Raw genomic sequence first — 22,917 nt, 5'->3', positions numbered from 1 at the left:
CTGGCGAGCCTCCCCGCCACGCTCAAGCATCCATGACACATAAATTCTAGTGACATGATATACAAGCCGAGGAACGTTGAATTTGCTTCGTTTTCAAGCCGCTGTAGCCATTTTGTCAGGCCTTTGTGCCATTAAGAGCACAGAAATGCGCGTCGACGGCAACAAGGCGACAAATGGTTTCCGCATGACAGCCGTGTCACGTGCCGACTCACGCGGCGCCGGGAGCCGATGCATGCCGTGAGCGATCATGGTGATGGGGTGCCCTCTCATCGTCGCCTCCAGTTCCCGCATGTCGATAAGGATACTATACTTACCCTCGAACACGCGGAACGGGTTGTCAATTCCGCAACTGTTTGAGGTATGGATTTGCGTGACAATCGCAAAAGCGAAAATTGTTATTTCGTGGGTGATGGCGCCGACGGTTATCGAGTTGCCTGAGCCTCCCAACTTCGTCATCCACGGGCGGAGCAGGAGCGAAGCTCCGTCGCGAAGACCCGAGGATCCATGCCGCGACGTTGATCGAAGAGTGCAGCGGTGAGGAATGAAATCTTGTCCCGTTGCCATCCCTGATCACCGTCGAGACGCTTTGATGTCACGGCATGGATCCTAGGGTCTGCGTGCGTCGCTTCGCTCCTTGCTTCGCCCTAGGATGACGAAGCCGGGGAGGCTCGCGGAGTACCATCCCTGTTCGGTTTGTCATCGGGACGGTGAGGCGGCAGCAGCCGACCTATGCGCTCGGGTGCTCCACCACCGACAGGTTTTTTCCAACAAACCCACCTTCGTTGGAAGGATTTAACTCTACAAGAGCGATAGAATTAGCGGACTATCATAGGGCAATCCGGTTTTCTCTGTTTTCATGGAGCCCTTTGATGTCCACCATTTCGCGACGCATTCTCCTTCTGTCGTCGGCCGCCCTTGCCGGCGCCGCCTTCCTCAGCCCAGCCTTGGCCGATGATCTGAAGATCACCATCGGCTACCAGACGGTGGTCGAGCCCTCCAAAGTGCCGCAGGCCGACGGCGTCTATGAAAAGGCCACCAAGGCCACCATCGACTGGCGCAAATTCGATTCCGGCGCCGACGTCATCGCCGCAGTCGCTTCCGGCTCGGTCGATATCGGCTATGTCGGTTCGAGCCCGCTGGCGGCCGCCGCCAGCCGCGAACTGCCGATCCAGACCATCTTCGTCGTCGGCCTGATCGGGCCGTCCGAGGCGCTGGTCGCCCGCAACGGTGCCGGCATCGAGAAGGTCGCCGACCTCGCCGGCAAGAAGGTGGCGGTGCCCTTCGTCTCGACGACGCATTACAGCCTGCTTGCCGCGCTCAAGCACGAGAATGTCGACCCGAAGTCGGTCCAGATCCTCAATCTCAGGCCGCCGGAAATCGCCGCCGCTTTCGCCCGCGGCGACATCGATGCGGCTTACGTCTGGGATCCGGCGCTCGGCCAGATCAAGACGACAGGCAAGGTGGTACTGGATTCCTCGCAGGTTGCCGCCTGGGGCGCGCCGACCTTCGACGCCTGGATCGTGCGCACCGATTTTGCCGAGAAGAACCCGGAAGCGGTGCGCGACTTCGTCAAGGTGACGGGCGCCGCTTATGCCGAATACCTCGCCAAGCCCGACGCCTGGTCGGTGTCCTCGCCGCAGGCCGGCAAGATCGCCAAGCTCACCGGCGCCAAGCTGGAAGAGGTGCCGGAGCTGTTGAAGGGCTATGTCTTCCCGACGCTCGAAGAGCAGGCCTCCGACAAGTTCCTCGGCGGCGGCACGGTCAAGGCGGTCGCGGCGGCATCCGCCTTCCTCAAGGAGCAGGGCAAGGTCGACGTCGTGCTGCCGGACTATTCGAAATATGTGACATCGAAATACGTCACCGAGGCGCTGGCCTCGAACTGAGCGCCTGACGCCACCTGAACGCGCGGATCTCCTTCCCTGACGCCGCGTGCTGCCTGCCCCGGAACTGCTGACGAGGAGCCTTTCCGGGGCAGTCGGATTATCCATTCGTTTGAGCATGATCTTTTCCGAAAACCGGACGCCACTTTTCGGGATCATGCTCTGGAATCCCTCCTGCGAGGCCTCATGCCGCATCTCGTGCTCGACAAGATATCGATCCATTATGACGGCCAGCCGGCACCGGCCGTCGAGCGGGTGTCGATTGACATTGCCGGGGATGATTTCGTCGTCCTTGTCGGCCGTTCCGGCTGCGGCAAGACCTCGCTGCTCAATGTCGCCGCCGGCCTTGTTACGCCGTCGCGCGGCAGTGCCACGATCAACGGCCAGCCGATCACCGCCCCCGGTTCCGATCGGGCGGTGGTGTTCCAGAACGATGCCTTGTTTCCCTGGCTGACCGCGCGCGAAAACGTCGCCTTCGCGCTCAGGCTGCGCGGTGTCAGGCCAGCCGAGCGGGCGCGGCGCGCCGACGAATTGCTGGACCTGGTCAAGCTCGCCGACGCCGGCGACAAGCGCATCTGGGAGCTGTCCGGCGGCATGCGCCAGCGTGTCGGCCTCGCCCGCGCGCTCGCCGCCGAACCTCAATTCCTGCTGCTCGACGAACCGCTCGGCGCGCTCGACGCGCTGACGCGCGAACGCATGCAGACGACACTGCTGGATCTGTGGACGGCAAGCCATGCCGGCGTGCTGATGGTCACGCACGGCATCGAGGAGGCGCTGGTGCTTGCCACCCGCATCGTCGTGCTGGCACCGGGCCCCGGCCGTGTGGTGCGGACCTTCGAGCCGGGCTTCTCCAGGCGCTACGCCTCGGGCGAAGCCATCCGTACCATCAAGGCCGACCCAGCCTTCGCCGCGGCGCGCGGCGAACTGACCGACGCCATCTTCGAAGGAGAGGCGGCATGACCGTGACGTCCTATACCGAGCGACCGAGCCAGAAGATCGACGAGGTCGATGGTCTGTCCGTGCCATGGTCGCCGGCCACTCCGAAGCGCAAGGGCGTTTCGGCGCGCATGATCAGCGCGGTCACCATCCTGGTGGTTCTGGCGGTATGGGCGTTGTCGGCCCGCCTGCAACTGGTATCGCCGGTGTTCCTGCCTTCGCCTGCCGCCGTCTGGAACAAATTCTTCGTTGTCGCCAATGACGGCTTCGTCGATGCAACCTTGCTGCAGCACGCCGTCGCCAGCCTCGGCCGCGTGTTTGCAGCACTCGTCGCGGCCCTTCTCATCGGCGTGCCGGTGGGTCTTGCCATCGGCATCAGCACCGTCGGGCGCGGCATCTTCGATCCGCTGCTGGAATTCCTGCGGCCGATCCCGCCGCTCGCCTATCTGCCGCTGGTCATCATCTGGTTCGGCATTGGCGAGCCGTCGAAAATCCTGGTGATCGCCATCGCCATGCTGGCGCCGGTGGCGCTGTCGACCGCGTCGGGCGTTCGCGGCGTCTCGCAGGAGCGCATCAACGCCGCGCGCTCACTCGGCGCGACGCGCGCGCAAGTGGTCCGCCACGTCATCCTGCCCAGCGCGCTGCCCTCGATCCTGACCGGACTGCGCATCGCGCTCGGCGCCGGCTGGTCGACGCTGGTCGCGGCCGAACTGGTGGCGGCGACGCGCGGGCTTGGCTTCATGATCCAGTCGGCGGCCCAGTTCCTGGTCACCGATGTGGTGATCATGGGCATTCTGGTGATCGCCGCCATCGCCTTCGTGCTCGAATTCATCATCCGCCGGCTCGAGCGCGTGCTCGTCCCATGGGCGGGGCGCGAGTGATCAACCGCAAGCGCAGGAGAATGAGATGACCCATTCCACCGCCGTGCTGTTTGCCCATTTCGGTGCCTGGCTGCTGGGCCTTGCGTCCGATGACAAAGCGGCGAGGCAGGACAGCCAGCGCTCCCCGGCGCCGGTCCAATTCCAGGCCGGCCGCGACCGCCTGCCGCCACGCGACGAGAGTTTTTACTGGGCCTGGCAATACTGGTCGCAGTGAGGGGCACACCGACACAGCGATAATGACGAGCGTCGCGCTCTGTCGCGCCCCCCTCTGTCCTGCCGGACATCTCCCCCACGAGGGGGGAGATTGGCAGCTTCAGCGCCGCGCTCTCTTCTACAACGTTGGCGATTGGCGAAAACCGCGGTGACAGCCGATCTCCCCCATGTGGGGGAGATGCCCGGTAGGGCAGAGGCGGGCGCTGTCCCGCCAAAGGGAGAAATCGATTCCATCTCTATGCGCTAACTCGCAAAATCATTCCTCTACTAAATTTATAGAACTACCTAACCTGATCCCTCATCCAACCGGCGAGGACATTTTCCCGGCGCCGATCCGCAGCGAAGGAGAGGGATCATGTTCAATCTGACCAAGCGCTTCAATCTAACAAGACGCGTTTTCGGCATCGGCCTTGTCGCCGCGACGGTTGCCCTGTCGTTCGGCGCCTCGGCGCAGGAGCTGAAGCAGCTCAGCATCGGCTATCAGAAGACCAGCCTGCCGGTGATCGCCAAGCAGCAGCAGGTGATCGAGAAGGCGTTTACCGGCGTCACCGTGAAGTGGGTTGAGTTCACCGCTGGCCCGCCGCTGATCGAGGCCCTCAATGTCGGCGCCATCGACGTCGGCTGGACCGGCGACGCGCCGCCGATCTTCGGTCAGTCGGCGGGCGCCAACATCGTCTATGTCGCGGCCCTGCCGTCCAATGGTGACGGCGAGGCGATCTTCGTCAAGCCGGCCTCGCCGGTCCAGTCGGTCGCCGACCTCAAGGGCAAGCGCGTCGGTGTCGGCAAGGGCACCTCCGCGCACAATCTTCTGGTGGCGGCGCTGGAGAAGGCCGGCGTCCCGTTCGATCAGATCACGCCGATCTATCTCAGCCCCGCCGATGCCGCCGCCGCCTTCGCCAGCGACCAGATCGATGCCTGGGCGGTCTGGGATCCGTTCTTCGCCATCGCCGAGACGCGTTACCAGCCGCGCGTGCTGGCCCGCTCCAGCGAGGTGCTCAAGGTCAATACCTATTTCCTCGCCAACAAGGATTTCGCCAAGGCGCATCCAGAGGTCGTGACCACGACCGTCGCCGCTCTCGGCGAGGCGGTGAAATGGGCCGACCAGAATCGCGACAAGGTGGCCGAGGCGCTGCATGAGGTGACCGGCGTGCCGCTCGACGCCCAGATCATCGCCGCCAACCGCAGCAAATTCGGCATCTTTCCGATCACCGACGAGATCATCGCCAGCCAGCAGGCAACCGCCGACCGCTTCTTCAAACTCGGCCTGATTCCGAAGGCGGTCCGCATCTCCGACGCGGTGTGGACCGCGCCAGGCAACTGATTTTTTCCTCGATGGCGCCGGGTGAGAACGCCCGGCGCCATCGCCGTTTGTATTCTCGAAAAGGCCCGCCCATGACCAAGCCAGCCAAGAACACGCCAGAACGGCCGCTCGATTTCTTCTGGTTCATCCCGACGCATGGCGACGGTTCCTATCTTGGTTCCGAACAGCAGCAGCGGCCGCCGGAGTTCGGCTATTTCAAGGAGATCGCCCAGGCGGTCGACCGGCTCGGTTTTCCCGGCGTGCTGCTGCCGACCGGACAGAATTGCGAGGATTCCTGGATCACCGCGACGGGCCTTGCGACGCTCACCGAAAAACTCAAAATCCTGGTGGCGCTCAGGCCCGGCGTGACGTTGCCGACCTTCGCCGCGCGCCAGACCGCGGCGCTCGACCGGTTGAGCAATGGCCGCCTGCTGCTCAATGTCGTGGTCGGCGGCAATCCGACCGAGCTCGCCGGCGACGGCGTCTTCCTGCCGCATGACGAGCGCTACGCGCAGGCGCATGAATTCCTGACCATCTGGCGCGCCCTGGTGTCCGGCGAGCGCGTCAATTTCGACGGCAAATACTACCGCGTCGAGAATGGCCGCCTCGATCTTTTGCCGAGCCAGGAACGGCCGCCGCTCTATTTCGGCGGCTCGTCCGACGCCGGGCAGGATCTCGCCGCCGACCTCGTCGACATGTACCTGACCTGGGGCGAACCGCCGGCCCAAGTCGCCGAGAAGCTCGCTTCAGCGCGCAAAAAGGCAGCGCTGCGCGGCAGGAAACTGCGTTTCGCCATCCGGCTGCATTTCATCGTTCGCGAGACCGAGGACGAAGCCTGGCGCGCCGCCGACCGGCTGATCAGCCATGTCACCGACGCGCAGATCGAGAATGCCCAGGCCCGCTTCCTCAACCAGATGGATTCGGTCGGCCAGCGCCGCATGGCCGAACTGCATGGCGGCCGCCGCGACAAGCTCGTCGTCGCGCCCAATCTGTGGGCCGGCGTCGGCCTGGTGCGCGGCGGCGCCGGCACCGCACTGCTCGGCACGCCGGAGCAGATCGTCGAACGCATCCGCGAATACCAGGCGATCGGCATCGATACCATCATCGGTTCGGGCTACCCGCATCTCGAGGAAGCCTACCGCGTCGCCGAGCTGTTGTTCCCGCTCCTCGGGCTCGGCACCAGGCGGCAGCGGGCGCATGAGAACATCGCCAATGAATTCTCGGTCGGCTTCCATGGTGCCGCCCGCCTGCAGGCCTCGTCATGAGCTTTTCCGCGCGCCTCCACGCCAACGCCATCGGCTGGGTGCTGCCGGTCCTGGTCATCGCCGGCTGGGAGATTGCCAGCCGCGCCGGTGTCATGCCGGCCAATGTGCTGCCGGCGCCAAGCGCGGTCGCCGAGGCCTTCTGGCGGCTGACGCTTTCGGGCGAATTGATCCGCAACATCGGTGTTTCCACGGCGCGCGCCCTTGCCGGCTTTGCCGTCGGCGGTTCGATCGGCTTCGCGCTCGGCCTCGCCAACGGCCTGTCGCGGCTCAGCCGCGGCCTGACCGACACCACGCTGCAGATGATCCGCAACATCCCGCATCTGGCGCTGATCCCGCTCGTCATCCTCTGGTTCGGCATCGACGAGGAAGCAAAACTCTTCCTGGTGGCGCTCGGCGTGTTCTTTCCGATCTACGTCAACACGCTGCTCGGCATCCAGAGCGTCGATCCGCAACTGGTCGAGATGGGCCGCGTCTACGGCATGGACCGGCGCGCGCTGTTCTTCCGCGTCATCCTGCCCGGCGCGCTGCCGGCGATCTTCGTCGGCCTGCGCTACGCCTTGGGCATCATGTGGCTGACGCTGATCGTCGCCGAGACCATCTCGGCCAGTTCCGGCCTCGGCTACATGGCCATGCAGGCGCGCGAATTCCTGCTGATCGATGTCGTCGTGCTGTCGATCCTGATCTACGCGCTGCTCGGCAAGCTCGCCGACAGTCTCGCCCGCCTGCTCGAGCGGCTGTCGCTCGGCTGGCATCCCGCCTTCCAGAACGGATGAGTCTTCGATGCCAGCCGCCAGCCTGACCTCCGTCCGCTCCTTCGTTGCCGCTCCGGCGCCGGCGCGCCCGGCGATATCGGTCGAAGGCCGGCGTGCCTTCGCCTTCAAGGGCGTTGAAAAACGCTTCGGCGACAAGACCGTGCTTGACGGCATCGACCTCGACGTGCCGGCTGGGCAGTTCGTTGCCGTCATCGGCAAGAGCGGCTGCGGCAAGAGCACACTGCTCAGGCTGCTCGCTGGGCTCGACCGGCCGACATCGGGATCGCTGACGCTGGGCGCCGAGGAAGAAGGCCACAGCCGCACTCGCTTCATGTTCCAGGAGCCGCGCCTGCTGCCCTGGGCCAGCGTGGTCAGAAATGTCGAGGTCGGGCTGACCGGCATCGCTTCCGGCACGGACTCAAGGCAACGCGCGCTCGACATTCTGGGTGAGGTCGGCCTCGCCGATCGCGCCGATGAATGGCCCTCGGTGCTGTCCGGTGGCCAAAAACAGCGCGTGGCGCTGGCCCGGGCGCTGGTCGGCCAGCCGCAGATCCTGGCGCTCGACGAGCCGCTCGGCGCGCTCGACGCGCTGACCCGCATCGAAATGCAGCAATTGCTGGAACGCATCTGGCTCGCCCAGAAATTCACCGCCGTGCTGGTCACCCATGATGTCGCCGAGGCCGTCGCGCTCGCCGACCGGGTGGTGGTGATCAGCGAAGGCAAGATCGCGCTCGACCTGGAGGTGCCGGTAGCCCGGCCGCGCCGGCGCGGCTCCGCCGAGCTCGCCCGCCTCGAAGGCATGATTCTGGACCAGCTGTTCGGTTAGGGTTGTTGGGGGCAAGGCTTTCTGTCCGAACCGGATAGATAGGTAACGGAATCGACCGGGTAGCATGGGTGACTATTTTCTTGCTCGCCGGGCTATTGCTGTCTTGCGGCGGCACATTTGAGGACCGCCTTCCCCCACTCCGTCGCTGCTTCGCGGCGCCACCTCTCCCCCCTCCGGAGGGAGAGGAAGGGCGCTAATCTCGGTTAAGCTCGCGCCTTTCCTCTCCCTCGTCGATCGGGGGAGAGGTGTCGAGCGAAGCTCGACGGAGTGGGGGTCGACCTTTCAGCGCCGCCCCTACCGGTTCGCCCACACCAGTCCGGCCAAGCCGACCAACATCGCGACCAGACCAATATAGAGCCATTGCGACTGGCCGGTCATGAAACTGCCGCCGACCACGCCGATGCCTTGCAGCGACCACACCGCGCCGATAGCCAGCACAATCAAGGCCAGAAGATTTTTGGTCAGTCTCATTGACGGATCTCGCTTTTCAAGTCGATCGTTTGCGGCGGTACCGGCGTGATGAAAGAGCCAAAGGAATTGGCTCAATCACGCCGAATTCTACTTGGATATTAATCCGATATCTTGTCAAAGCGATCTCGGATATCGGCCCGAAGATCATCGAGAATTGATCAAATCTCGCCAAGAAATCCCTAACAGACTGTTACCCGCTGACTCCAAACGTGTGATCTCGCCACGGAACGGACAGATGCTTGCCGCATTTCCTGCCTTATTCGCCACCTAACGGCTGGGGTCTGTCAAAAACGGAGCCACCCCCTAAAGATGAAGAACCTAAACCAGACCGCGCTTGTCGCGGTAACGATCGCTGCTGGCCTGATGGTCGGCGCCTCTGCTACCTCGGCAACCGCTGCCGCCGGCCAGTGCGGCCGCGCCTCCTGGTACGCGCTGCACTCGAAGACCGCATCGGGCGAGCGCATGAACCCTTCGGCGATGACCGCCGCCCACCGCACACTGCCGTTCGGCACCAAATTGCGGGTCACCAACCAGCACAATGGCAAAAGCGTCATCGTGCGCATCAACGATCGTGGCCCGTTCATCAGGGGTCGCATGCTCGATCTGTCGAAGGGCGCCGCCGGCCAGCTCGGCTTTATCAGCTCCGGCCAGACCGCTGTCTGCGTGGCGCGGGTCTGATGTAGTCTTTTCCTTGGACCATGATCTCTTCCGAAAACCGGAACCACTTTTCGGGATCATGGTCTGGTGTCCGCCACCAGGGCCGGACACATTTCCTACACATTTCGGCACTGCACATTGAGCCGGCTCGGCCATTCCAGGCGGATTTGCAAGCCTTTGGACGAAAGAACCATTGGTCACGCAACGTGACGTATTGCGTCGCAGCAATTAGTTGTTAACTTCGCCGCGAGACATTTGAGGCTCGGCGCTGCTCGTCGTCCCTTCGGTCGAGGCAGCAGCGGGGTTCTTAATGTTCTACCAGCTCTACGAAATGAACCACGCTGCCTTGCAGCCTGCGCGCCTCTACGCCGATGCGGTGCGGATGTTCTACTCGAACCCGCTCAATCCGATCTCGCACACCCCCTGGGGCCGTTCGATCGCGGCGGGCGCCGAACTGTTCGAACGCACCACGCGCCGCTATGGCAAGCCCGCCTTCGGCCTCGACAAGACCGTCGTCGACTGGAAGAGCGTCGCGGTCACCGAAAAGACCGTCTGGTCGAAGCCATTCTGCAATCTCGTCCGCTTCGAGCGCGCTGTCCCTGCTGGCCGCAAGCCGGATCCGAAGCTTCTGATCGTGGCGCCGATGTCGGGCCACTATGCCACGCTGCTGCGCGGCACGGTGGAAGCCATGCTGCCCTATGCCGATGTCCACATCACCGACTGGGTCGATGCCCGCATGGTGCCGCTGGCCGACGGCAGCTTCGATCTCGACGACTATATCGACTACATCATCGACATGTTCCATGCGCTCGGGCCCGACACCCATGTGATGGCGGTGTGCCAGCCTTCCGTGCCGGTTCTGGCGGCGGTGGCGCTGATGGAGGCGAAGGGCGACCCTTTCGTGCCGTCGACGATGACCCTGATGGGCGGCCCGATCGACACCCGCCGCAATCCGACCGCGGTCAATCTGCTGGCCGAGGAAAAGGGCATCGACTGGTTCCGCGACAATGTCATCATGCACGCGCCCTGGCCGGTGCCCGGCTTCGGCCGCGAGGTCTATCCGGGCTTCCTGCAGCTATCCGGCTTCATGAGCATGAACCTCGACCGCCACATCATCGCCCACAAGGACTTCTTCATGCATCTTGTGAAGCATGATGGCGACAATGCCGAGAAGCACCGCGACTTCTATGACGAGTATCTGGCGGTCATGGACCTGACGGCGGAGTTCTACCTGCAGACCGTCGACACCGTCTTTGTCCGCCAGGCCTTGCCCAAGGGCGAGATGACGCATCGCGGCACGAAGATCGATCCCTCGGTTATTCGCAACGTCGCTCTGTTCACCGTCGAGGGCGAGAACGACGACATATCGGGCCTTGGCCAGACCAAGGCGGCGCAGGATCTGTGCGTCAACATTCCGGCGGACAAGAAGGCGCACTACATGCAGCCGGCGGTCGGCCATTACGGCGTCTTCAACGGCTCGCGCTTCCGCTCCGAGATCGTGCCGCGCATCGTCGACTTCATCACCAGCTATGGCCGCCAGAACCGCGTCGCGGTGAAGCCAAGGCTGGTCCGCACCGCCAAGCGCTAAGTAATTCCGCTGCAAAATCGGCCTTCGGGCCGATTCTGTTGCACAATAGACGCTGTCCCTCCCCGCGGGTAACCATGCTGCAAATCAGGCCGTCGCCGTAATTGACACGGACTGTCAATCGCCCTTAACGTTTCGTTAACAACAGGGTGGGCGGGGACAATGAATTCCTCAACAATGGCGAGAAGGTTGCGCTTGTGCGCGGCTGCGGCCGGTCTGGCCGCCACGGGAAGCTGGCCGGCAATGGCAGCCGGAGCGATGGCGACCGGGGGCATCACCTCGCAGCCGATCGGCCACTATGATTTCTGCAAGCTGCACCCCGGCGAGTGCTCGATCCGTCCGAGCAATCTGGCACCGGCCAGGATGACCAATGGGCTGATGAGCAAGCTCGCCGGCGTTACCGCCAGGGTCAACGCCGCCGTCAAGCCGATGAGCGACATGGACATCTACGGCAAGGACGAGGTCTGGGCCTATCCCGACAAGGGCGTCGGCGATTGCGAGGACTATGTGCTGGAAAAGCGCCGCCGGCTGTCCCACATGGGCATCTCGCTTGCCGATCTTCTCATCACCGTGGTGCGCAAGCCCGACGGCGAAGGCCATTCCGTGCTGACGGTGCGCACCGACAAGGGCGACTACGTGCTCGACAATCTGACCGACAAGGTCAAGGCCTGGGACCAGACCGGCTACCGCTTCCTCAAGCGGCAGGCGATCGACAACACCGGCCGCTGGGTCTCGATCCGCGGCGGCCAGCAGGTTCTGGTGGGGTCGGTGGAATAGGGGACTGGGGCTGCGGCCCAGTTCGAGCGGCCGCACCCGTCGCTTCGTCATCCTAGGGCGGAGCAGCCGCAAAGCGGCGTCGCGGAGACCCTGGGATCCATGCCGTGACCCCAACACAGAACACGGCGGCCCAGGAACGGGCGTCGTCTTCATCCGAGCATCGTTAGATTTTGCACCGCTGCGGCGCTCGCAAGTCGCGGCATGGATCCTCGGGTCTGCGCGTCCGCTTCGCTCCCGCTCCGCCCGTGGATGACGAAGGCGAGAAGGTCCTCCGCCTTCGAGGCACCGTGCCCATCGGCAGCCGTCCCGAAAATTTTCTCCACCTCTCCATGAACCATTTCCGTTCGCCCGGCGACACACAGCCGTGAATGACGAAAACCCAACCATGGAGACTTCAAATGACTGCTTTCCTGCGCAACACCCTTCTCGCCGTCGCTGCCGTATCGGCCCTGGGCGGATCCGCTATGGCCGACCAGACGGTCAGCTGCGTCCACACCAACCTCAATGACCTTTGGGCTGGCCGTTGTTGCGGCACTGTCGGCGCCTCGGACTGCCTGGGCGGTGGCAACGGTGGCCACGGCGACCAGGGCCGCCCGGGCACCAACGGCGGCAACCCCAATGGCGGCACCGCCGGCAAGTATTGATCTCGCCACAGCTGCCCGCTGGCGGTTCGCCGGCGGGCACTGTTTTGCGATCAGGCAGACATCCGGCCGTCGCAACAACCGGGCAAAAACCAGTTACTTCAGCCGGCCCAGCGCCGCGCGGATCGAGGCGGTGATGCGGCGCAGTTCCGCCTCGTCCAGCTTTTCGATGTTCTCGGCCAGAAGATTGGCCAACTCGGTGGCGGCGGGATTAAGACCCGACGTATCGAGTTTTACGCGTGGATGCGAGGCTTCGGCCAGCCGCGCCAATTCCTCGGCATCGTCCCAGATAATGTTGAAATAGCCGATGATCTTCTGGATCAGCGTCCAGGTCGGCGCGCCGCGCCTGCCATGCTCGAGCGCCGAGAGATAGGCGGCGCTGACGCCGATTGCCGCCGCCATGTCCTTCTGGCTGACGCCGCGCTCGGCTCGCAGCGCCCGCAGCCGTTCGCCGAACGGCGTCATGCGCCCCGCCTCCCAGCGTCAGCCCTCATGCGCGCAGCCGCCGCAGCCTGATATAGAGCGCGCCCGAGCCGCCATGGTTGCGGGCGGCATGGTCGTGGCTGGAGACCAGCGGCCGGAACGCCGGCGTCGACAGCCAGGCCGGCACGGCGCGCCGCAGCACGCCATCACCGCCGGAGGACGACCCCTTGCCGGTGATGACCAGCACATAGCGGATGCCGCCGGCATGCGCCCGGTGCAGGAACGAGAACAGCAGCGAATAGGCCTCGTCCTGCGTCATCCCATGCAGATCGACGCGGCCTTCGATCGGCAGCCGGCCCTTCGACAATTTGTCCAGCGTCGGCTCGTCGAGCCGGTGCGTGACATGCTGGACCTTCGGCTTTGCCGCACCCGGCGCATTCGCGGCGGGCTGGGCCGTCTGCGGCGCCGTCGGTTTGGCCTCGATGGCCAGGTCGGGGATGTCGACAGAAATCCGGCCTTTGAGCGGCTTGGCCGTGCGCGCCACCAGGTTCCACAGCACCCGGTCGTCTTCGCTGAGTTTATCGGGACGCTTACTCATTTTGCGCCCCCGGCCAGCGCGCGTGGCACCAGCGCGTAGAAGTCGGCGGCATTGCGCACCACGCCGGCGATCTCGCCGGCCGCATCGCCCGAGCCGGCGAACAGATCGCCGCGGGCCGGCCCGGTGATGGCCGAGCCGGTGTCCTGCGCGATCATCAGCCGCCGGAACGGGTTTTTGTCGAAAGCGGTCAATGTCGGCGCGTCGATGTAGAAAGGCGTGCCGAAAGTGTGCAGCAGCCGGTCGACGGCGACCGAGCGGCCCGGCGTCAGCGGCACCTTGGCGGCCGCGATCGGACCAAGGGCGGCATCCTCGACATCAGCCTCGCGGAAGAAGATATAGGAGCGGTTCTGCCACAGGATCTCGTCGACGCGGTTCGGATGCGCCTTGAACCAGGCGCGGATCGACTGCATCGTCACTTCGGCGAGCGGGATTTCGCCCAGCTCACTCAGCACCTTGCCCGGCCCCGTGAAACGCTGGCCGGACTTGGCGGCGTAGGTGACGCGGGGAAGCCGGCCGTCGGTCATGGCGAGCCGCGCCGCCCCTTGCACATGGACGAAGAAGGCGTCGACCTTGTCGGCCAGCCAGGCGATCTCCAACCCTTGGCCCCCAAGCGCGCCACGCTCGATCGCGCCCCGGTCGAAATACTCAGCCAGTCCGTTGGCGGTCCGGCGCGCGAAGGCCAGGTAAGAATCCATCCCCTTCGGCCGGTTGGCGTCATCGACATCGACGAGATCGGTCGGCCGCGACAAAAGCGGCACGGCAAAACGCTCGGTCCGCACCGGCGACGCCTCGACCTGCGGCTCGTAGAAGCCGGTGACCAGCCCGGCACCGGTTTCGGCGCGGACCAGCATGGGGACAAAATGGCGTTGGAAGAAGGCGCGGGCTTCTGACCGGTCGGCGGGAGAAGCCTCGCGCGCTTGCGCATAGGCTTCGGCAAAGGCGCTGAAATCGACGCCGAGCGCACCGCTGCGATAGGGTTTTACCAGGATATGGAAAGCGGAACGGCGAAAAGCCTCGAAGGCCGGCAGATGGTCATCGTCGCCCCAGCCGGGGAGATCATCGAAAGACTTTGCCAAAAAGAGAGGCGATAGCGACACCGGAGCCCCGCTCTGCCTGGGCTCAGTCTTCTTCTTCGGTGGCGACGAGCTTCCAGTTCGGATCGCGCGAGCGTGTGTCGCGGGCGAAGGTCCAGACATCCTTGACCTCGGCCACGGTTTCTGGATCGCCGTCGATGACGGCGCCGGCCTTGTCGCGAGTCGCCGAAATCAGCTCGCTGATGATGCGCAGCGTGACATGCGCCTCGCCGCCCTTCATCTCGGCCGAGACGATATCGGCCTTGTCGATGCCGACGAAGGAGGACTGGATCTTTTCCGCCTTGGCCTCGCGTTCGCCGATGGCGGCGACGAAACCGTCGAAAACCTCGCGCGACAACAGGTTCTTCAGCGTTTTGCGGTCGCCGTCGGCATAGGCCATGACGATCATCTCATAGGCCATCTTGGCGCCGTCGACGAAACCCTTCGGCTCGAAGGACGGATCATTGTCCTTGATCGTGCGCAGACCCTTGTTAAGGTCGGTGTCCGGCTTGGCGAAGGCGTCGATCGCCGTATAGGCGTCGGCCGGCGCCGGCTCGCCCGGCAGCCGCTTGCGCGGCAGCGAAACGACATTCTCGGGCTTCTGGGTGGCGTCCTTGTCGGTGCGGGTCGCGGTATAGGGATCGAAGGGCGGCCGCTCGCTACCGGTCCGACGGCCCAGCACGTTGCGCAGCTGGAAGAAGATCACCACCGCCGCGATCAGGAAGAAAATCGTGCCGAAGTCGAAGAATCCCATATCTTCCGCCAATCAATCCCTGCCTCGAGGCCGGACCATCCAGCCAACAGGCCGCGGTCGCATAGCGTTCAACATTCAAAGCATATAGAACGCAAGGTGCAATCATTCAAATCAAAGGCAGGCATACCTATCTAACAGCCTCAGTGCCAGCGGCGATTGGCTGCCGACGGGCAAAACATCCAAACGACCAACACATTCGAAAAAAGATTGGCAAGACTTGCGCATTTCGCTGCTTCCCCTTTTTCTTCTCGCCCTTCCGCTGCTGGAAATCGCCGGTTTCGTCATCGTCGGCCGTGAGGTCGGCGCGCTGGCGACGGTCGGCCTGGTGCTGGCGTCGAGCATTGCCGGCGTGCTTGTACTCCGGTACCAGGGTTTTGGCGTCATGGCGCGGGTGCGCGCCGAGATGGCTGCCGGCCACGATCCCAGCCGCCATCTTGCCCACGGCGCCATGATCGTGGTCGCCGCGATCCTGCTGATCATCCCCGGCTTCATCACGGATATTATCGGCCTGCTGCTGTTCCTGCCGCCGGTGCGCGACCTCGCCTGGCGCCGGTTCAAGGGCCGCATCGTCGTCGCCACCGATTTCTCGGCCGGCGGTTTTCGCGGCCGCCAGCGCGACAAGGTCATCGACCTCGACGACGGCGACTATTCGCGCTCGGACGATTTCAAGCGCGGACCGGATCACAACTCGCCGTGGCGGCGTCTGAAGGATGATTAGGTCCTGAACGGGGCGCGCCGGCTGCCCAGCCTTGCAGTCCGCCGGGCCTTGCAATCTGATTGAGTTTTGCTTTGATGTGGATCGCCAACATCGCATATGAATGGCCGGATGGCGATTTCCGCTCCACCTCCACCGCTCAAGGCCGCTGCCGGATTTGACGTCGCTGTGATCGGCGCCGGGGTGGTCGGTTGCGCCGTGTTTCGGGCACTGACGCTCTCTGGGCTGTCCGTCATTCTGCTCGAACGTGGCGCCGATATCCTGGACGGCGCGAGCAAAGGCAATTCGGCGATCCTTCATACCGGCTTCGACGCCCCGCCTGGCAGCCGCGAAGTGCGGATGATGCAAGGCGGCCGCAAGCGCTACCTGGCGGAGAGAAGCCTTTTCGGCCTGCCGATCCTCCACACCGACGCCGTGCTTGTCGCCTGGAGCGAGGAGGAAGCCACGCGCCTTCCCGCGATCGTCGACAAGGCGCACCGCAATGGCGTGACCGACGTGCGGCCAATCGAGCTGGACGCGCTTCGCCATCGGATGCCGGAGCTCGCCGCCTCGGCGGTCGCTGCCCTCAGCGTGCCGGGCGAGCACATCATCGATCCCTGGTCTTCGCCGCTGGCCTACGTCTTGCAAGCCATGGCTCATGGCGGAGCGGTGCGGCGGCTTTTCGATGTCGACAAGGCCGAGCGACTTGGCGGGATCTGGCGGCTCTCCGCCGGGAACAGCACGGTGGACGCCGGTATCGTCATCAACTGCGCCGGAAATCACGGCGATCATGTCGAGGCGTTGTCGCGACCGAGTTCGTTTGCCATTCGGCCACGCAAGGGTCAGTTCGTCGTCTTCGACAAAACGGCACAACGCCACGTTCCGACGATCCTGCTGCCTGTGCCGACGGAACGAACCAAGGGCGTCGTCGTCTGCCCGACCATCTTCGGTAATGTGCTCGTCGGGCCGACGGCGGAGGACCAGGACAACCGCAGCCTGGCGACGGTCGAGCGCAGCGCCCTGGAACATCTGATCGGCGAGGCGGCGCGCATGGTGCCAGTCCTTGGCGAAGAGCCGGTCACGGCCACCTATGCCGGGCTTCGGCCGGCAAGCGACCAGAAGGACTACATCATCGAGGCAATCCCCGAACGTCACTGGGTGACGGTGGCCGGCATCCGTTCCACCGGCCTGACGGCGGCGCTCGGCATTGCGGACCATGTCACGGAACTCGTTGGAGAGCATTTTCTTCCACTCCGGCCTTTGCAGGATTTGACCTGGCCGTCACTGCCGAACCTTGCCGAACATCTGCCGCGAGACCACGAACGGCCGGGACGCGGCGACATCATCTGCCTGTGCGAACTCGTCACCGGGGACGAAATCGGTGCGGCGCTCGCCGGCCCTTTGCCTGCGGGCAATCTCGGCGGGTTGAAGCGGCGCACACGCGCAATGATGGGTCGATGCCAGGGCTTCAACTGCCTGGCGGCGGTGTGCGAGATGGCGAACAACAAGCTGCTGGAAGTGCCGCCATTGCCGTGAGGTACCAACAGTGACGCCTGAAACCCCTGATCTCCTTGTCATCGGCGCCGGGCCGGCGGGCTTGAGCGCGGCGATCGCCGCGCGCCGCCTTGGGCTCTCCGTTACGGTTCTCGAGCGCGAGGCCGAAGCGGGTGGCGCCCCACGTCATTGCGGACACATTGGGTTCGGAATGCGCGATTTCGCCCGTCTCTGGACCGGGCCGCGCTATGCCAGCGCCTTGCGCGAGCGTGCCGACGGGATCGATCTTCGCTGCGGCCATGCGGTGACGATGCTGCGCCCGGGAGGCGTGGTTGCCGTCAGCGGGCCGGACGGTCCCTATGAGTTGGCCGGGCGCCGCGTGCTGCTGGCCAGCGGTATTCGCGAGACACCTCGGGCCGCGCGACTGATCTCCGGCGGACGGCCGTTCGGCATTCTGACGACAGGCGCCCTGCAACGCTTCGTCTATCTGCACAATCGCCTGCCATGCCGGAACCCCATCATCGTCGGCAGCGAGATCGTCGCCTTCTCGACAATCCTGACGCTAAGACATCTCGGCGGCAGGCCGCGCATGATCATCGACGAAGCACCACGATTGCGCAGCCCGGCGCTCGTGGCGCTGGGATCGCGTGTGGTCTTTGGCGTCGCGGTGAAAACCGATGTCCGGATCATCGGGATCGAAGGCGAGAAGCGCGTCGAGGCCTTGACCTTCGAGCATGACGGCCTGCGCCACACAGTCGCCTGCGACGGCGTCGTGTTTTCCGGCGACTGGCTGCCCGAAGCGACGCTCGCACGGCTTCATCCAATGGGGGTCGATGCGACGACACGCGGCCCTGCGGTCGATGCGGCGTTCCGCACGGCCGATCCGCATATCTATGCGGCGGGCAATGTGCTTCGCTCGGTGCGGTCCTCCGGGCCTTGCGCGATCGATGGGCGCAACGCCGTGGCCAGCATCGCGGCCGATCTGGCCCGGACACGCGCAGGGAGCCGCCCGACATGACGCAAACCCCGGTCATCCTTGCCATCGATCAGGGAACGACCTCCACCAAGGCGTTCTTGCTGACCGGCGACGGTCATTTCCTGTCGTGCGGCGGGCTGGCGCATCGCCAGATCCTGCCACGGGACGGCCTTGTCGAGCATGACGCGGAGGAATTGATCGGCAATATCGAGACGCTGATCGATCGCGCGCTTGCCGCCAACCCCAAAATTTCGGCGGTGGCGCTGGCCAATCAGGGAGAGACGGTCGTCGCCTGGGACCGGGTGACGAAACGTGCGCTTTACAACGCCATCGTCTGGCAGGATCAACGGTCACAAGGCCAGCTCGACGCCCTCCCGGCCTCGACGAAGGCGCGGATCACGGCGCTGTCGGGCCTTCCTGTCGACGCCTATTTCTCCGCCTCCAAGCTTGCCTGGCTGCTGGAGAACGTGCCGGCTGTCGGCGAAGCCGCGCGCGCCGGCCGCCTTGGCATCGGCACGTCGGAAAGTTTCTTCATCGACCGGCTGACCGGCCAGTATGTGACCGATCCGACCACCGCCTCGCGCACCAGCCTGATGAAAATCGACGATTGCCGGTTCGACGATGAGCTCTGCCGGATCTTCGGCGTGCCGCGCGACCTGTTGCCCGAAATCGTTCCGACGTCGGGCTTCTTCGGCCTGATCCGGCGCTCTGGCCGGGAGCTTCCCCTCGTGGTCAGCATCGTCGATCAACAGGCTGCGCTGTTCGGGCATGGCTGCCGCACGGTGGGCGATGCAAAGATCACCTTCGGGACCGGGAGCTTCGCGCTGGCGCTGTCGGGCGCCGCGCCGATCCTCGACAGGCCGGGCCTTGTTCCGACAATCGCCTGGCAATTGGCTGACCAAGCGCCGCTCTATGCGCTCGACGGGGGTGATTATACGGCCGCGGCCGCGGTCGACTGGGCAATCTCGCTGGGCCTGGCCGCCTCCTACGAGGATTTCGCCTTCGAGGACGCCACGCCGGCGATCGTCCGCGAGATTGCCTTTGTTCCAGCACTTGCCGGCCTCGCCGCCCCCTATTGGCGACGCGATGTCGGCGCCAGCTTTGTCGGCCTCAGGCAATCGACGACGGCGACGGATCTGCGCAAGGCCGTCCTCGAGGGCATAGCCTATCGCGGGGCGGAGCTCATCGAGGCACTAGGCGGCGAGGGTGACGAGCCCGTCTCCATCGATGGCGGGCTTGCCCGCAACAGCTACTTCGTCCAGTTCCTTGCCGACGCCATGGCGCGTCCGGTGCGCTTGCAGGAAAGCGCCGACCTCACCGGGCTGGGGGCGGCGGAAATGGCGTATCAAGCGTCGGGCTTGCCGGTGCCGCACCGATTGGGCGAGCCACCGCGCCTGGTCGTGCCAAGCCCCCGATCCCAAATGATCCGCGAGCGGCGCGCGTATTTCCAGATGGCGATCGACCTGGCAGGGAAGCTGGCTTCGCCGCAAGGCGTTGGGCGTTGATCGGCACCGGACCCGCGGCGTGCCTGCCCGCGGGGTGCACAAGGCGGCCAACCTTGTCTTGTCATCACGGCCATGCTAGCCAACGCCCGATTTCAATTCGGTCAGCAAGGCTGCCCAGGGGAAAAGGATTAGGCTCATGGCCAGCAATGATGACGCGCCAGCCGGCGCGGCCAACGGAAACGGCAACACGGCGGCGCAACCGTCGCTCAACGTCCTGGCCCAGTATGTGAAGGACCTGTCCTTCGAAAGCCCCGGCGCGCCGAACTCGCTGCGCGGCCGCGACAAGGCCCCCGGCATCGCCATCAACGTCAACGTCAACGCCAACCCGCTCTCCGACAAGCAGTTCGACGTCAATCTGACGCTGAACGCCAAGGCCTCCTTCGACCAGGAAGTGCTGTTCAACGTCGAGCTGGTCTATGGCGGCGTCTTCGCCATTTCGGGCTTCCCGCAGGAGCACATGCTGCCGATCCTGTTCATCGAATGCCCGCGTCTGCTGTTCCCCTTCGCCCGCCAGATCATCGCCGAAGCCACCCGCAATGGCGGCTTCCCGCCGCTGATGCTCGACCCGATCGACTTTGCGCAGATGTTCCAGCAGAAGATCGCCGAAGACCAGGCCGCGGCGTCCAAGGTCCAGGTGAGCTGATTTCGGCCTGAACGGATGTTCTGAAAAACCCGGCCTTGTGCCGGGTTTTTTGTTGGGTGCTTCTACTTGCAGGATCCTGGGCAATGCTGGCGGGACAGCACCCCCCTCTGGCCTGCCGGACATCTCCCCCGCAAGGGGGGAGATCGGATGTCGTCTCGGCCTTCGCCAATCTCATGCGTCTCAAAGGTGGCGCAACGCATGAACTGCCAATCTCCCCCTTGCGGGGGAGATGCCCGGCAGGGCCGAGGGGGGTGTGACGGAACTCGGCGGCGGCGAGTTTCTACTCTATCGCCCACTTACACCCCGTTGCTCCCTGCGGAGCACCGCACAACTCCTGCGGATTCCAGAACACTCCCCAACGTCACCCCCCTCTATCATCGGCCTCTCAGGCAAAGGCGTCCCGGCGGTCGCAGCCGCCCCCGCGTTGGCGATTCGTCGGGACGAATTCTTTCTGTGCATGCCGTTTTCCCAAAACCGCTAGGCACTTTTGGGCGGCATGCACCAACAATCAGGGGAACGACGATGAAATTCATGCTGACCGACCGCAAACTGCACCCGCGGGCCAAGCCCGTCGCCGACGATTTCAAAACAGGCGGCATCAACCGCCGCGAATATCTTGCCCTGATGGCCGGTCTCGGCGTCAGCGCCGCCGGCGCGCTGGCGCTGGGTGGCCTGGCCGCGACCCCGGCCCGCGCCGCCGAGCCCAAGAAGGGCGGCACCTTGCGCGTCGCCATGAACGTCAAGGGGTTCAAGGACCCGCGCACCTTCGACGGCGTGGAGATGTCGAATGTCGCCCGCCACTGCAACGAATATCTGGTGCGCTGGAACACAGATTTTTCCTTCGAGCCCTGGCTGCTCGAAAAATGGGAGATGAGCGACGACGCCAAGACCCTGACACTGCATGTGCGCAAGGGCATCACCTGGTCGAATGGCGATGCCTTCAACGCCGACGATGTCGTCCACAACCTCACCCGCTGGTGCGAGGCCGGCGTCGCCGGCAACTCGGTCGCCGCGCGCATGGGCGCGCTGGTCAATGCCGACACCAAGAAGGTGGTCGATGGCGGCATCGAGAAGGTCGACGATTTCACCATCAAGCTGAACCTGCCCAAGCCCGACATCTCGCTGATCGCCGGCATGGCCGACTATCCCGCCTTGATCATGCACCGCTCCTATGAGGGCGACGGCGACCCCATGAAGGCGCTCGCCATCACCACCGGCCCCTGCCAACTGGTGAAGTGGGACGCCGAGACCGGCGCAGAGGTGAAGCGCAAGGACAAGCCCTGGTGGAAGGGCGACTTCTACCTGGATGGCATCCAGTGGATCGACTACGGCTCCGACCCCAACGCCATGCTGTCGGCCTTCGAATCCGGCGAGATCGACACCGATCACGAAACCGCCACCGATGCCGTCTCGCAGACCGACAAGATGGGGCTGAAGAATTCCGAGATCGCCACCGGCTCCACCATCGTCGCCCGCTTCAATGTCGGCAATGCGCCCTATGACGACGTCAAGCTGCGCCGCGCCGCGCAGCTCGCCATCGACAATTCCGCCGTGCTGCAGCTCGGCCTCGATGGCCGGGGAAAACCAGCCGACAACCACCATGTCGGCCCCATGCACCCCGAATATGCCGATATCGGCCCGGCCAAGCGCGATGTGGAGGAGGCGAAGAAGCTACTCGCCGCCTCCGGCAAGGCGGACCATGAATACGAGCTGATCTCGGTCGACGTCGAATGGCAAAAGAGCACCGCCGACGCCATCTCGGCGCAGATGCGCGAGGCCGGCCTCAAGGTCAAGCGCACCGTGCTGCCCGCCGCCACCTTCTGGAACGACTGGAGCAAATATCCCTTCTCCTGCACCGAATGGCTGGGCCGGCCGCTTGGCGTCCAGGTGCTGGCGCTGGCCTACAAATCGGGCGCCGCCTGGAACGAAAGCGCCTACGCCAGCAAGGAGTTCGACGACCTGCTCGACAAGGCGCTGGCGACACCGGATGCCAAGGCCCGCAAGGAGATCATGGCCGGCATCGAGAAGAATCTGCGCGACAGCGGCATCATCATCCAACCCTACTGGCGCTCGGTCTACCGGACCTATCGCAAGGGCGTCGAAGGCTGCGAGCAGCACCAGGCGCTGGAGCAGCACTTCGAGAAGGTTTGGATTGAGAGTTGATGACGTCCAGCGAGACGCGTTGAAACTTCCTAAGCCGAGGTCGGCGCTACCCCCTCACCCGACCTCCGCTTCGCTCCGGCCACCCTCTCCCCGAGGGGAGAGGAGACTGTTGGCGCTAGCGCTTCCCTCTTCTCCCCTCGGGGAGAAGGTGGCCGCAAAGCGGCCGGATGAGCAACTGTGTTTTCAGGCTTTGTCTGGACACCAGGGTTGGTTGTGTCGAAGCATGGCGCTGAGGATGGTCATAATCTTTCGGGCCACGGCGACGATGGCGACCTTTGGTTGCTTGCCGTTGGCAATGAGACGCTGGTGGAAGGCTCTGAGTACGGGATTTGAGCGGCTGGCGGTGAGCGCTGCCATGTAGACCACCCTGCGCAGAGCATGCCGGCCGCCCCAGATGACGCGGCGACCTT

Annotated in this window: 24 protein-coding genes; 18 read left to right on the top strand and 6 right to left on the bottom strand. The window is 64.5% G+C overall.

Features of this window, described 5'->3' with window-relative positions; genetic code table 11:
- Positions 1-869: 869 nt before the first annotated feature.
- From tauA to AC1DX4_RS30615, 8 genes are all read left to right on the top strand, one after another.
- The gene (gene tauA / locus AC1DX4_RS30650; protein ID WP_477223878.1) at positions 870-1,883 is read left to right on the top strand and encodes a taurine ABC transporter substrate-binding protein; all 1,014 of its coding nucleotides are present in this window, start codon (positions 870-872) and stop codon (positions 1,881-1,883) included.
- 183 nt (positions 1,884-2,066) lie between these two features.
- Positions 2,067-2,840: a taurine ABC transporter ATP-binding protein gene (locus AC1DX4_RS30645; protein WP_477223877.1), complete on the top strand. Its 774-nt coding sequence runs from the start codon at positions 2,067-2,069 to the stop codon at positions 2,838-2,840.
- The gene (locus tag AC1DX4_RS30640; protein WP_477223876.1) at positions 2,837-3,697 is read left to right on the top strand and encodes an ABC transporter permease subunit; all 861 of its coding nucleotides are present in this window, start codon (positions 2,837-2,839) and stop codon (positions 3,695-3,697) included. Before AC1DX4_RS30645 ends, AC1DX4_RS30640 begins: the two co-directional genes overlap by 4 nt.
- A gap of 25 nt (positions 3,698-3,722) precedes the next feature.
- Positions 3,723-3,911, top strand: a complete 189-nt coding sequence (locus AC1DX4_RS30635; RefSeq protein WP_258588406.1) for a hypothetical protein — start codon at positions 3,723-3,725, stop codon at positions 3,909-3,911.
- A 354-nt stretch (positions 3,912-4,265) separates the two neighbouring features.
- On the top strand, positions 4,266-5,231 hold the full coding sequence (locus AC1DX4_RS30630; protein ID WP_477223875.1) for a sulfonate ABC transporter substrate-binding protein: 966 nt from the start codon (positions 4,266-4,268) through the stop codon (positions 5,229-5,231).
- Between the two features lie 71 nt (positions 5,232-5,302).
- Positions 5,303-6,475 (top strand): FMNH2-dependent alkanesulfonate monooxygenase, encoded by a 1,173-nt coding sequence (ssuD, locus tag AC1DX4_RS30625; protein WP_477223874.1) that lies wholly within the window; start codon positions 5,303-5,305, stop codon positions 6,473-6,475.
- Positions 6,472-7,248 carry an ABC transporter permease subunit gene (locus AC1DX4_RS30620; protein ID WP_475436973.1) on the top strand — a complete coding sequence of 259 codons (777 nt, stop codon included), beginning with the start codon at positions 6,472-6,474 and terminating at the stop codon, positions 7,246-7,248. Before ssuD ends, AC1DX4_RS30620 begins: the two co-directional genes overlap by 4 nt.
- A 7-nt stretch (positions 7,249-7,255) precedes the next feature.
- Positions 7,256-8,053 carry an ATP-binding cassette domain-containing protein gene (locus AC1DX4_RS30615; RefSeq protein ID WP_477223873.1) on the top strand — a complete coding sequence of 266 codons (798 nt, stop codon included), beginning with the start codon at positions 7,256-7,258 and terminating at the stop codon, positions 8,051-8,053.
- A gap of 294 nt (positions 8,054-8,347) precedes the next feature.
- Here the strand turns inward: AC1DX4_RS30615 and AC1DX4_RS30610 are convergent, their stop codons facing one another.
- On the bottom strand, positions 8,348-8,524 hold the full coding sequence (locus AC1DX4_RS30610; RefSeq protein ID WP_475455408.1) for a hypothetical protein: 177 nt from the start codon (positions 8,522-8,524) through the stop codon (positions 8,348-8,350).
- Between the two features lie 309 nt (positions 8,525-8,833).
- Here AC1DX4_RS30610 and AC1DX4_RS30605 point away from each other — a divergent pair, with 309 nt between their 5' ends.
- The 4 genes from AC1DX4_RS30605 to AC1DX4_RS30590 all read left to right on the top strand — a co-directional run bounded on the left by AC1DX4_RS30605 (position 8,834) and on the right by AC1DX4_RS30590 (position 12,187).
- Positions 8,834-9,202, top strand: a complete 369-nt coding sequence (locus AC1DX4_RS30605) for a septal ring lytic transglycosylase RlpA family protein (RefSeq protein WP_172221832.1) — start codon at positions 8,834-8,836, stop codon at positions 9,200-9,202.
- A gap of 289 nt (positions 9,203-9,491) precedes the next feature.
- Positions 9,492-10,769 carry a polyhydroxyalkanoate depolymerase gene (locus tag AC1DX4_RS30600; RefSeq protein WP_477223872.1) on the top strand — a complete coding sequence of 426 codons (1,278 nt, stop codon included), beginning with the start codon at positions 9,492-9,494 and terminating at the stop codon, positions 10,767-10,769.
- 159 nt (positions 10,770-10,928) lie between these two features.
- Positions 10,929-11,543: a transglutaminase-like cysteine peptidase gene (locus tag AC1DX4_RS30595; protein ID WP_477223871.1), complete on the top strand. Its 615-nt coding sequence runs from the start codon at positions 10,929-10,931 to the stop codon at positions 11,541-11,543.
- A 398-nt stretch (positions 11,544-11,941) separates the two neighbouring features.
- Complete coding sequence (locus tag AC1DX4_RS30590; protein ID WP_477223870.1) at positions 11,942-12,187, top strand: hypothetical protein; 246 nt, start codon at positions 11,942-11,944, stop codon at positions 12,185-12,187.
- Positions 12,188-12,280: 93 nt separating this feature from the next.
- Here AC1DX4_RS30590 and AC1DX4_RS30585 read toward each other — a convergent pair whose 3' ends face one another.
- Genes AC1DX4_RS30585 through AC1DX4_RS30570 form a run of 4 tightly spaced genes read right to left on the bottom strand, consistent with a single transcriptional unit; the run spans position 12,281 to position 15,032 of the window.
- Positions 12,281-12,649, bottom strand: a complete 369-nt coding sequence (locus tag AC1DX4_RS30585; protein ID WP_095205062.1) for a helix-turn-helix domain-containing protein — start codon at positions 12,647-12,649, stop codon at positions 12,281-12,283.
- Between the two features lie 25 nt (positions 12,650-12,674).
- A complete protein-coding gene (locus AC1DX4_RS30580) occupies positions 12,675-13,205 on the bottom strand; it encodes a Smr/MutS family protein (protein WP_477223869.1) in 531 nt (176 codons plus the stop codon).
- Positions 13,202-14,302, bottom strand: coding sequence for a murein transglycosylase A (gene mltA / locus AC1DX4_RS30575; RefSeq protein WP_477223868.1), 1,101 nt, complete (start codon positions 14,300-14,302; stop codon positions 13,202-13,204). The genes AC1DX4_RS30580 and mltA overlap by 4 nt, the downstream gene beginning before the upstream one ends.
- Positions 14,303-14,324: 22 nt before the next feature.
- Positions 14,325-15,032, bottom strand: a complete 708-nt coding sequence (locus AC1DX4_RS30570) for a Tim44/TimA family putative adaptor protein (protein ID WP_477223867.1) — start codon at positions 15,030-15,032, stop codon at positions 14,325-14,327.
- Positions 15,033-15,249: 217 nt separating this feature from the next.
- Between AC1DX4_RS30570 and AC1DX4_RS30565 the strand changes: the two genes are divergently transcribed.
- The 6 genes from AC1DX4_RS30565 to AC1DX4_RS30540 all read left to right on the top strand — a co-directional run bounded on the left by AC1DX4_RS30565 (position 15,250) and on the right by AC1DX4_RS30540 (position 22,507).
- On the top strand, positions 15,250-15,750 hold the full coding sequence (locus tag AC1DX4_RS30565) for an FxsA family protein (protein ID WP_477223866.1): 501 nt from the start codon (positions 15,250-15,252) through the stop codon (positions 15,748-15,750).
- Positions 15,751-15,858: 108 nt separating this feature from the next.
- On the top strand, positions 15,859-17,262 hold the full coding sequence (locus tag AC1DX4_RS30560) for an FAD-dependent oxidoreductase (protein WP_477223865.1): 1,404 nt from the start codon (positions 15,859-15,861) through the stop codon (positions 17,260-17,262).
- Between the two features lie 10 nt (positions 17,263-17,272).
- Entirely contained in the window at positions 17,273-18,238 is a 966-nt protein-coding gene (locus AC1DX4_RS30555; protein WP_477223864.1) for an NAD(P)/FAD-dependent oxidoreductase, read from the top strand.
- A complete protein-coding gene (locus AC1DX4_RS30550) occupies positions 18,235-19,701 on the top strand; it encodes an FGGY family carbohydrate kinase (RefSeq protein WP_477223863.1) in 1,467 nt (488 codons plus the stop codon). The genes AC1DX4_RS30555 and AC1DX4_RS30550 overlap by 4 nt, the downstream gene beginning before the upstream one ends.
- A 136-nt stretch (positions 19,702-19,837) precedes the next feature.
- The gene (gene secB / locus AC1DX4_RS30545) at positions 19,838-20,344 is read left to right on the top strand and encodes a protein-export chaperone SecB (RefSeq protein ID WP_477223862.1); all 507 of its coding nucleotides are present in this window, start codon (positions 19,838-19,840) and stop codon (positions 20,342-20,344) included.
- A 522-nt stretch (positions 20,345-20,866) separates the two neighbouring features.
- The gene (locus tag AC1DX4_RS30540; RefSeq protein WP_477223861.1) at positions 20,867-22,507 is read left to right on the top strand and encodes an ABC transporter substrate-binding protein; all 1,641 of its coding nucleotides are present in this window, start codon (positions 20,867-20,869) and stop codon (positions 22,505-22,507) included.
- A gap of 183 nt (positions 22,508-22,690) precedes the next feature.
- Here the strand turns inward: AC1DX4_RS30540 and AC1DX4_RS30535 are convergent.
- Positions 22,691-22,917 (bottom strand): transposase (locus AC1DX4_RS30535; protein WP_477223860.1); only part of this gene is annotated, 227 nt, incomplete at its 5' end.

The organism is Mesorhizobium sp. P3_A8 (assembly GCF_056402995.1).
The sequence above is the reverse complement of the archived record's forward strand: the minus strand, read 5'-3'. Positions and strand labels throughout refer to the sequence as shown.

Coding starts and splice junctions, on each gene's coding strand:
- tauA (WP_477223878.1), top strand. CDS start 870: ATGTCCACCATTTCGCGACGCATTCTCCTTCTGTCGTCGGCCGCCCTT.
- AC1DX4_RS30645 (WP_477223877.1), top strand. CDS start 2,067: ATGCCGCATCTCGTGCTCGACAAGATATCGATCCATTATGACGGCCAG.
- AC1DX4_RS30640 (WP_477223876.1), top strand. CDS start 2,837: ATGACCGTGACGTCCTATACCGAGCGACCGAGCCAGAAGATCGACGAG.
- AC1DX4_RS30635 (WP_258588406.1), top strand. CDS start 3,723: ATGACCCATTCCACCGCCGTGCTGTTTGCCCATTTCGGTGCCTGGCTG.
- AC1DX4_RS30630 (WP_477223875.1), top strand. CDS start 4,266: ATGTTCAATCTGACCAAGCGCTTCAATCTAACAAGACGCGTTTTCGGC.
- ssuD (WP_477223874.1), top strand. CDS start 5,303: ATGACCAAGCCAGCCAAGAACACGCCAGAACGGCCGCTCGATTTCTTC.
- AC1DX4_RS30620 (WP_475436973.1), top strand. CDS start 6,472: ATGAGCTTTTCCGCGCGCCTCCACGCCAACGCCATCGGCTGGGTGCTG.
- AC1DX4_RS30615 (WP_477223873.1), top strand. CDS start 7,256: ATGCCAGCCGCCAGCCTGACCTCCGTCCGCTCCTTCGTTGCCGCTCCG.
- AC1DX4_RS30610 (WP_475455408.1), bottom strand. CDS start 8,524: ATGAGACTGACCAAAAATCTTCTGGCCTTGATTGTGCTGGCTATCGGC.
- AC1DX4_RS30605 (WP_172221832.1), top strand. CDS start 8,834: ATGAAGAACCTAAACCAGACCGCGCTTGTCGCGGTAACGATCGCTGCT.
- AC1DX4_RS30600 (WP_477223872.1), top strand. CDS start 9,492: ATGTTCTACCAGCTCTACGAAATGAACCACGCTGCCTTGCAGCCTGCG.
- AC1DX4_RS30595 (WP_477223871.1), top strand. CDS start 10,929: ATGAATTCCTCAACAATGGCGAGAAGGTTGCGCTTGTGCGCGGCTGCG.
- AC1DX4_RS30590 (WP_477223870.1), top strand. CDS start 11,942: ATGACTGCTTTCCTGCGCAACACCCTTCTCGCCGTCGCTGCCGTATCG.
- AC1DX4_RS30585 (WP_095205062.1), bottom strand. CDS start 12,649: ATGACGCCGTTCGGCGAACGGCTGCGGGCGCTGCGAGCCGAGCGCGGC.
- AC1DX4_RS30580 (WP_477223869.1), bottom strand. CDS start 13,205: ATGAGTAAGCGTCCCGATAAACTCAGCGAAGACGACCGGGTGCTGTGG.
- AC1DX4_RS30570 (WP_477223867.1), bottom strand. CDS start 15,032: ATGGGATTCTTCGACTTCGGCACGATTTTCTTCCTGATCGCGGCGGTG.
- AC1DX4_RS30560 (WP_477223865.1), top strand. CDS start 15,859: ATGGCGATTTCCGCTCCACCTCCACCGCTCAAGGCCGCTGCCGGATTT.
- AC1DX4_RS30550 (WP_477223863.1), top strand. CDS start 18,235: ATGACGCAAACCCCGGTCATCCTTGCCATCGATCAGGGAACGACCTCC.
- secB (WP_477223862.1), top strand. CDS start 19,838: ATGGCCAGCAATGATGACGCGCCAGCCGGCGCGGCCAACGGAAACGGC.
- AC1DX4_RS30540 (WP_477223861.1), top strand. CDS start 20,867: ATGAAATTCATGCTGACCGACCGCAAACTGCACCCGCGGGCCAAGCCC.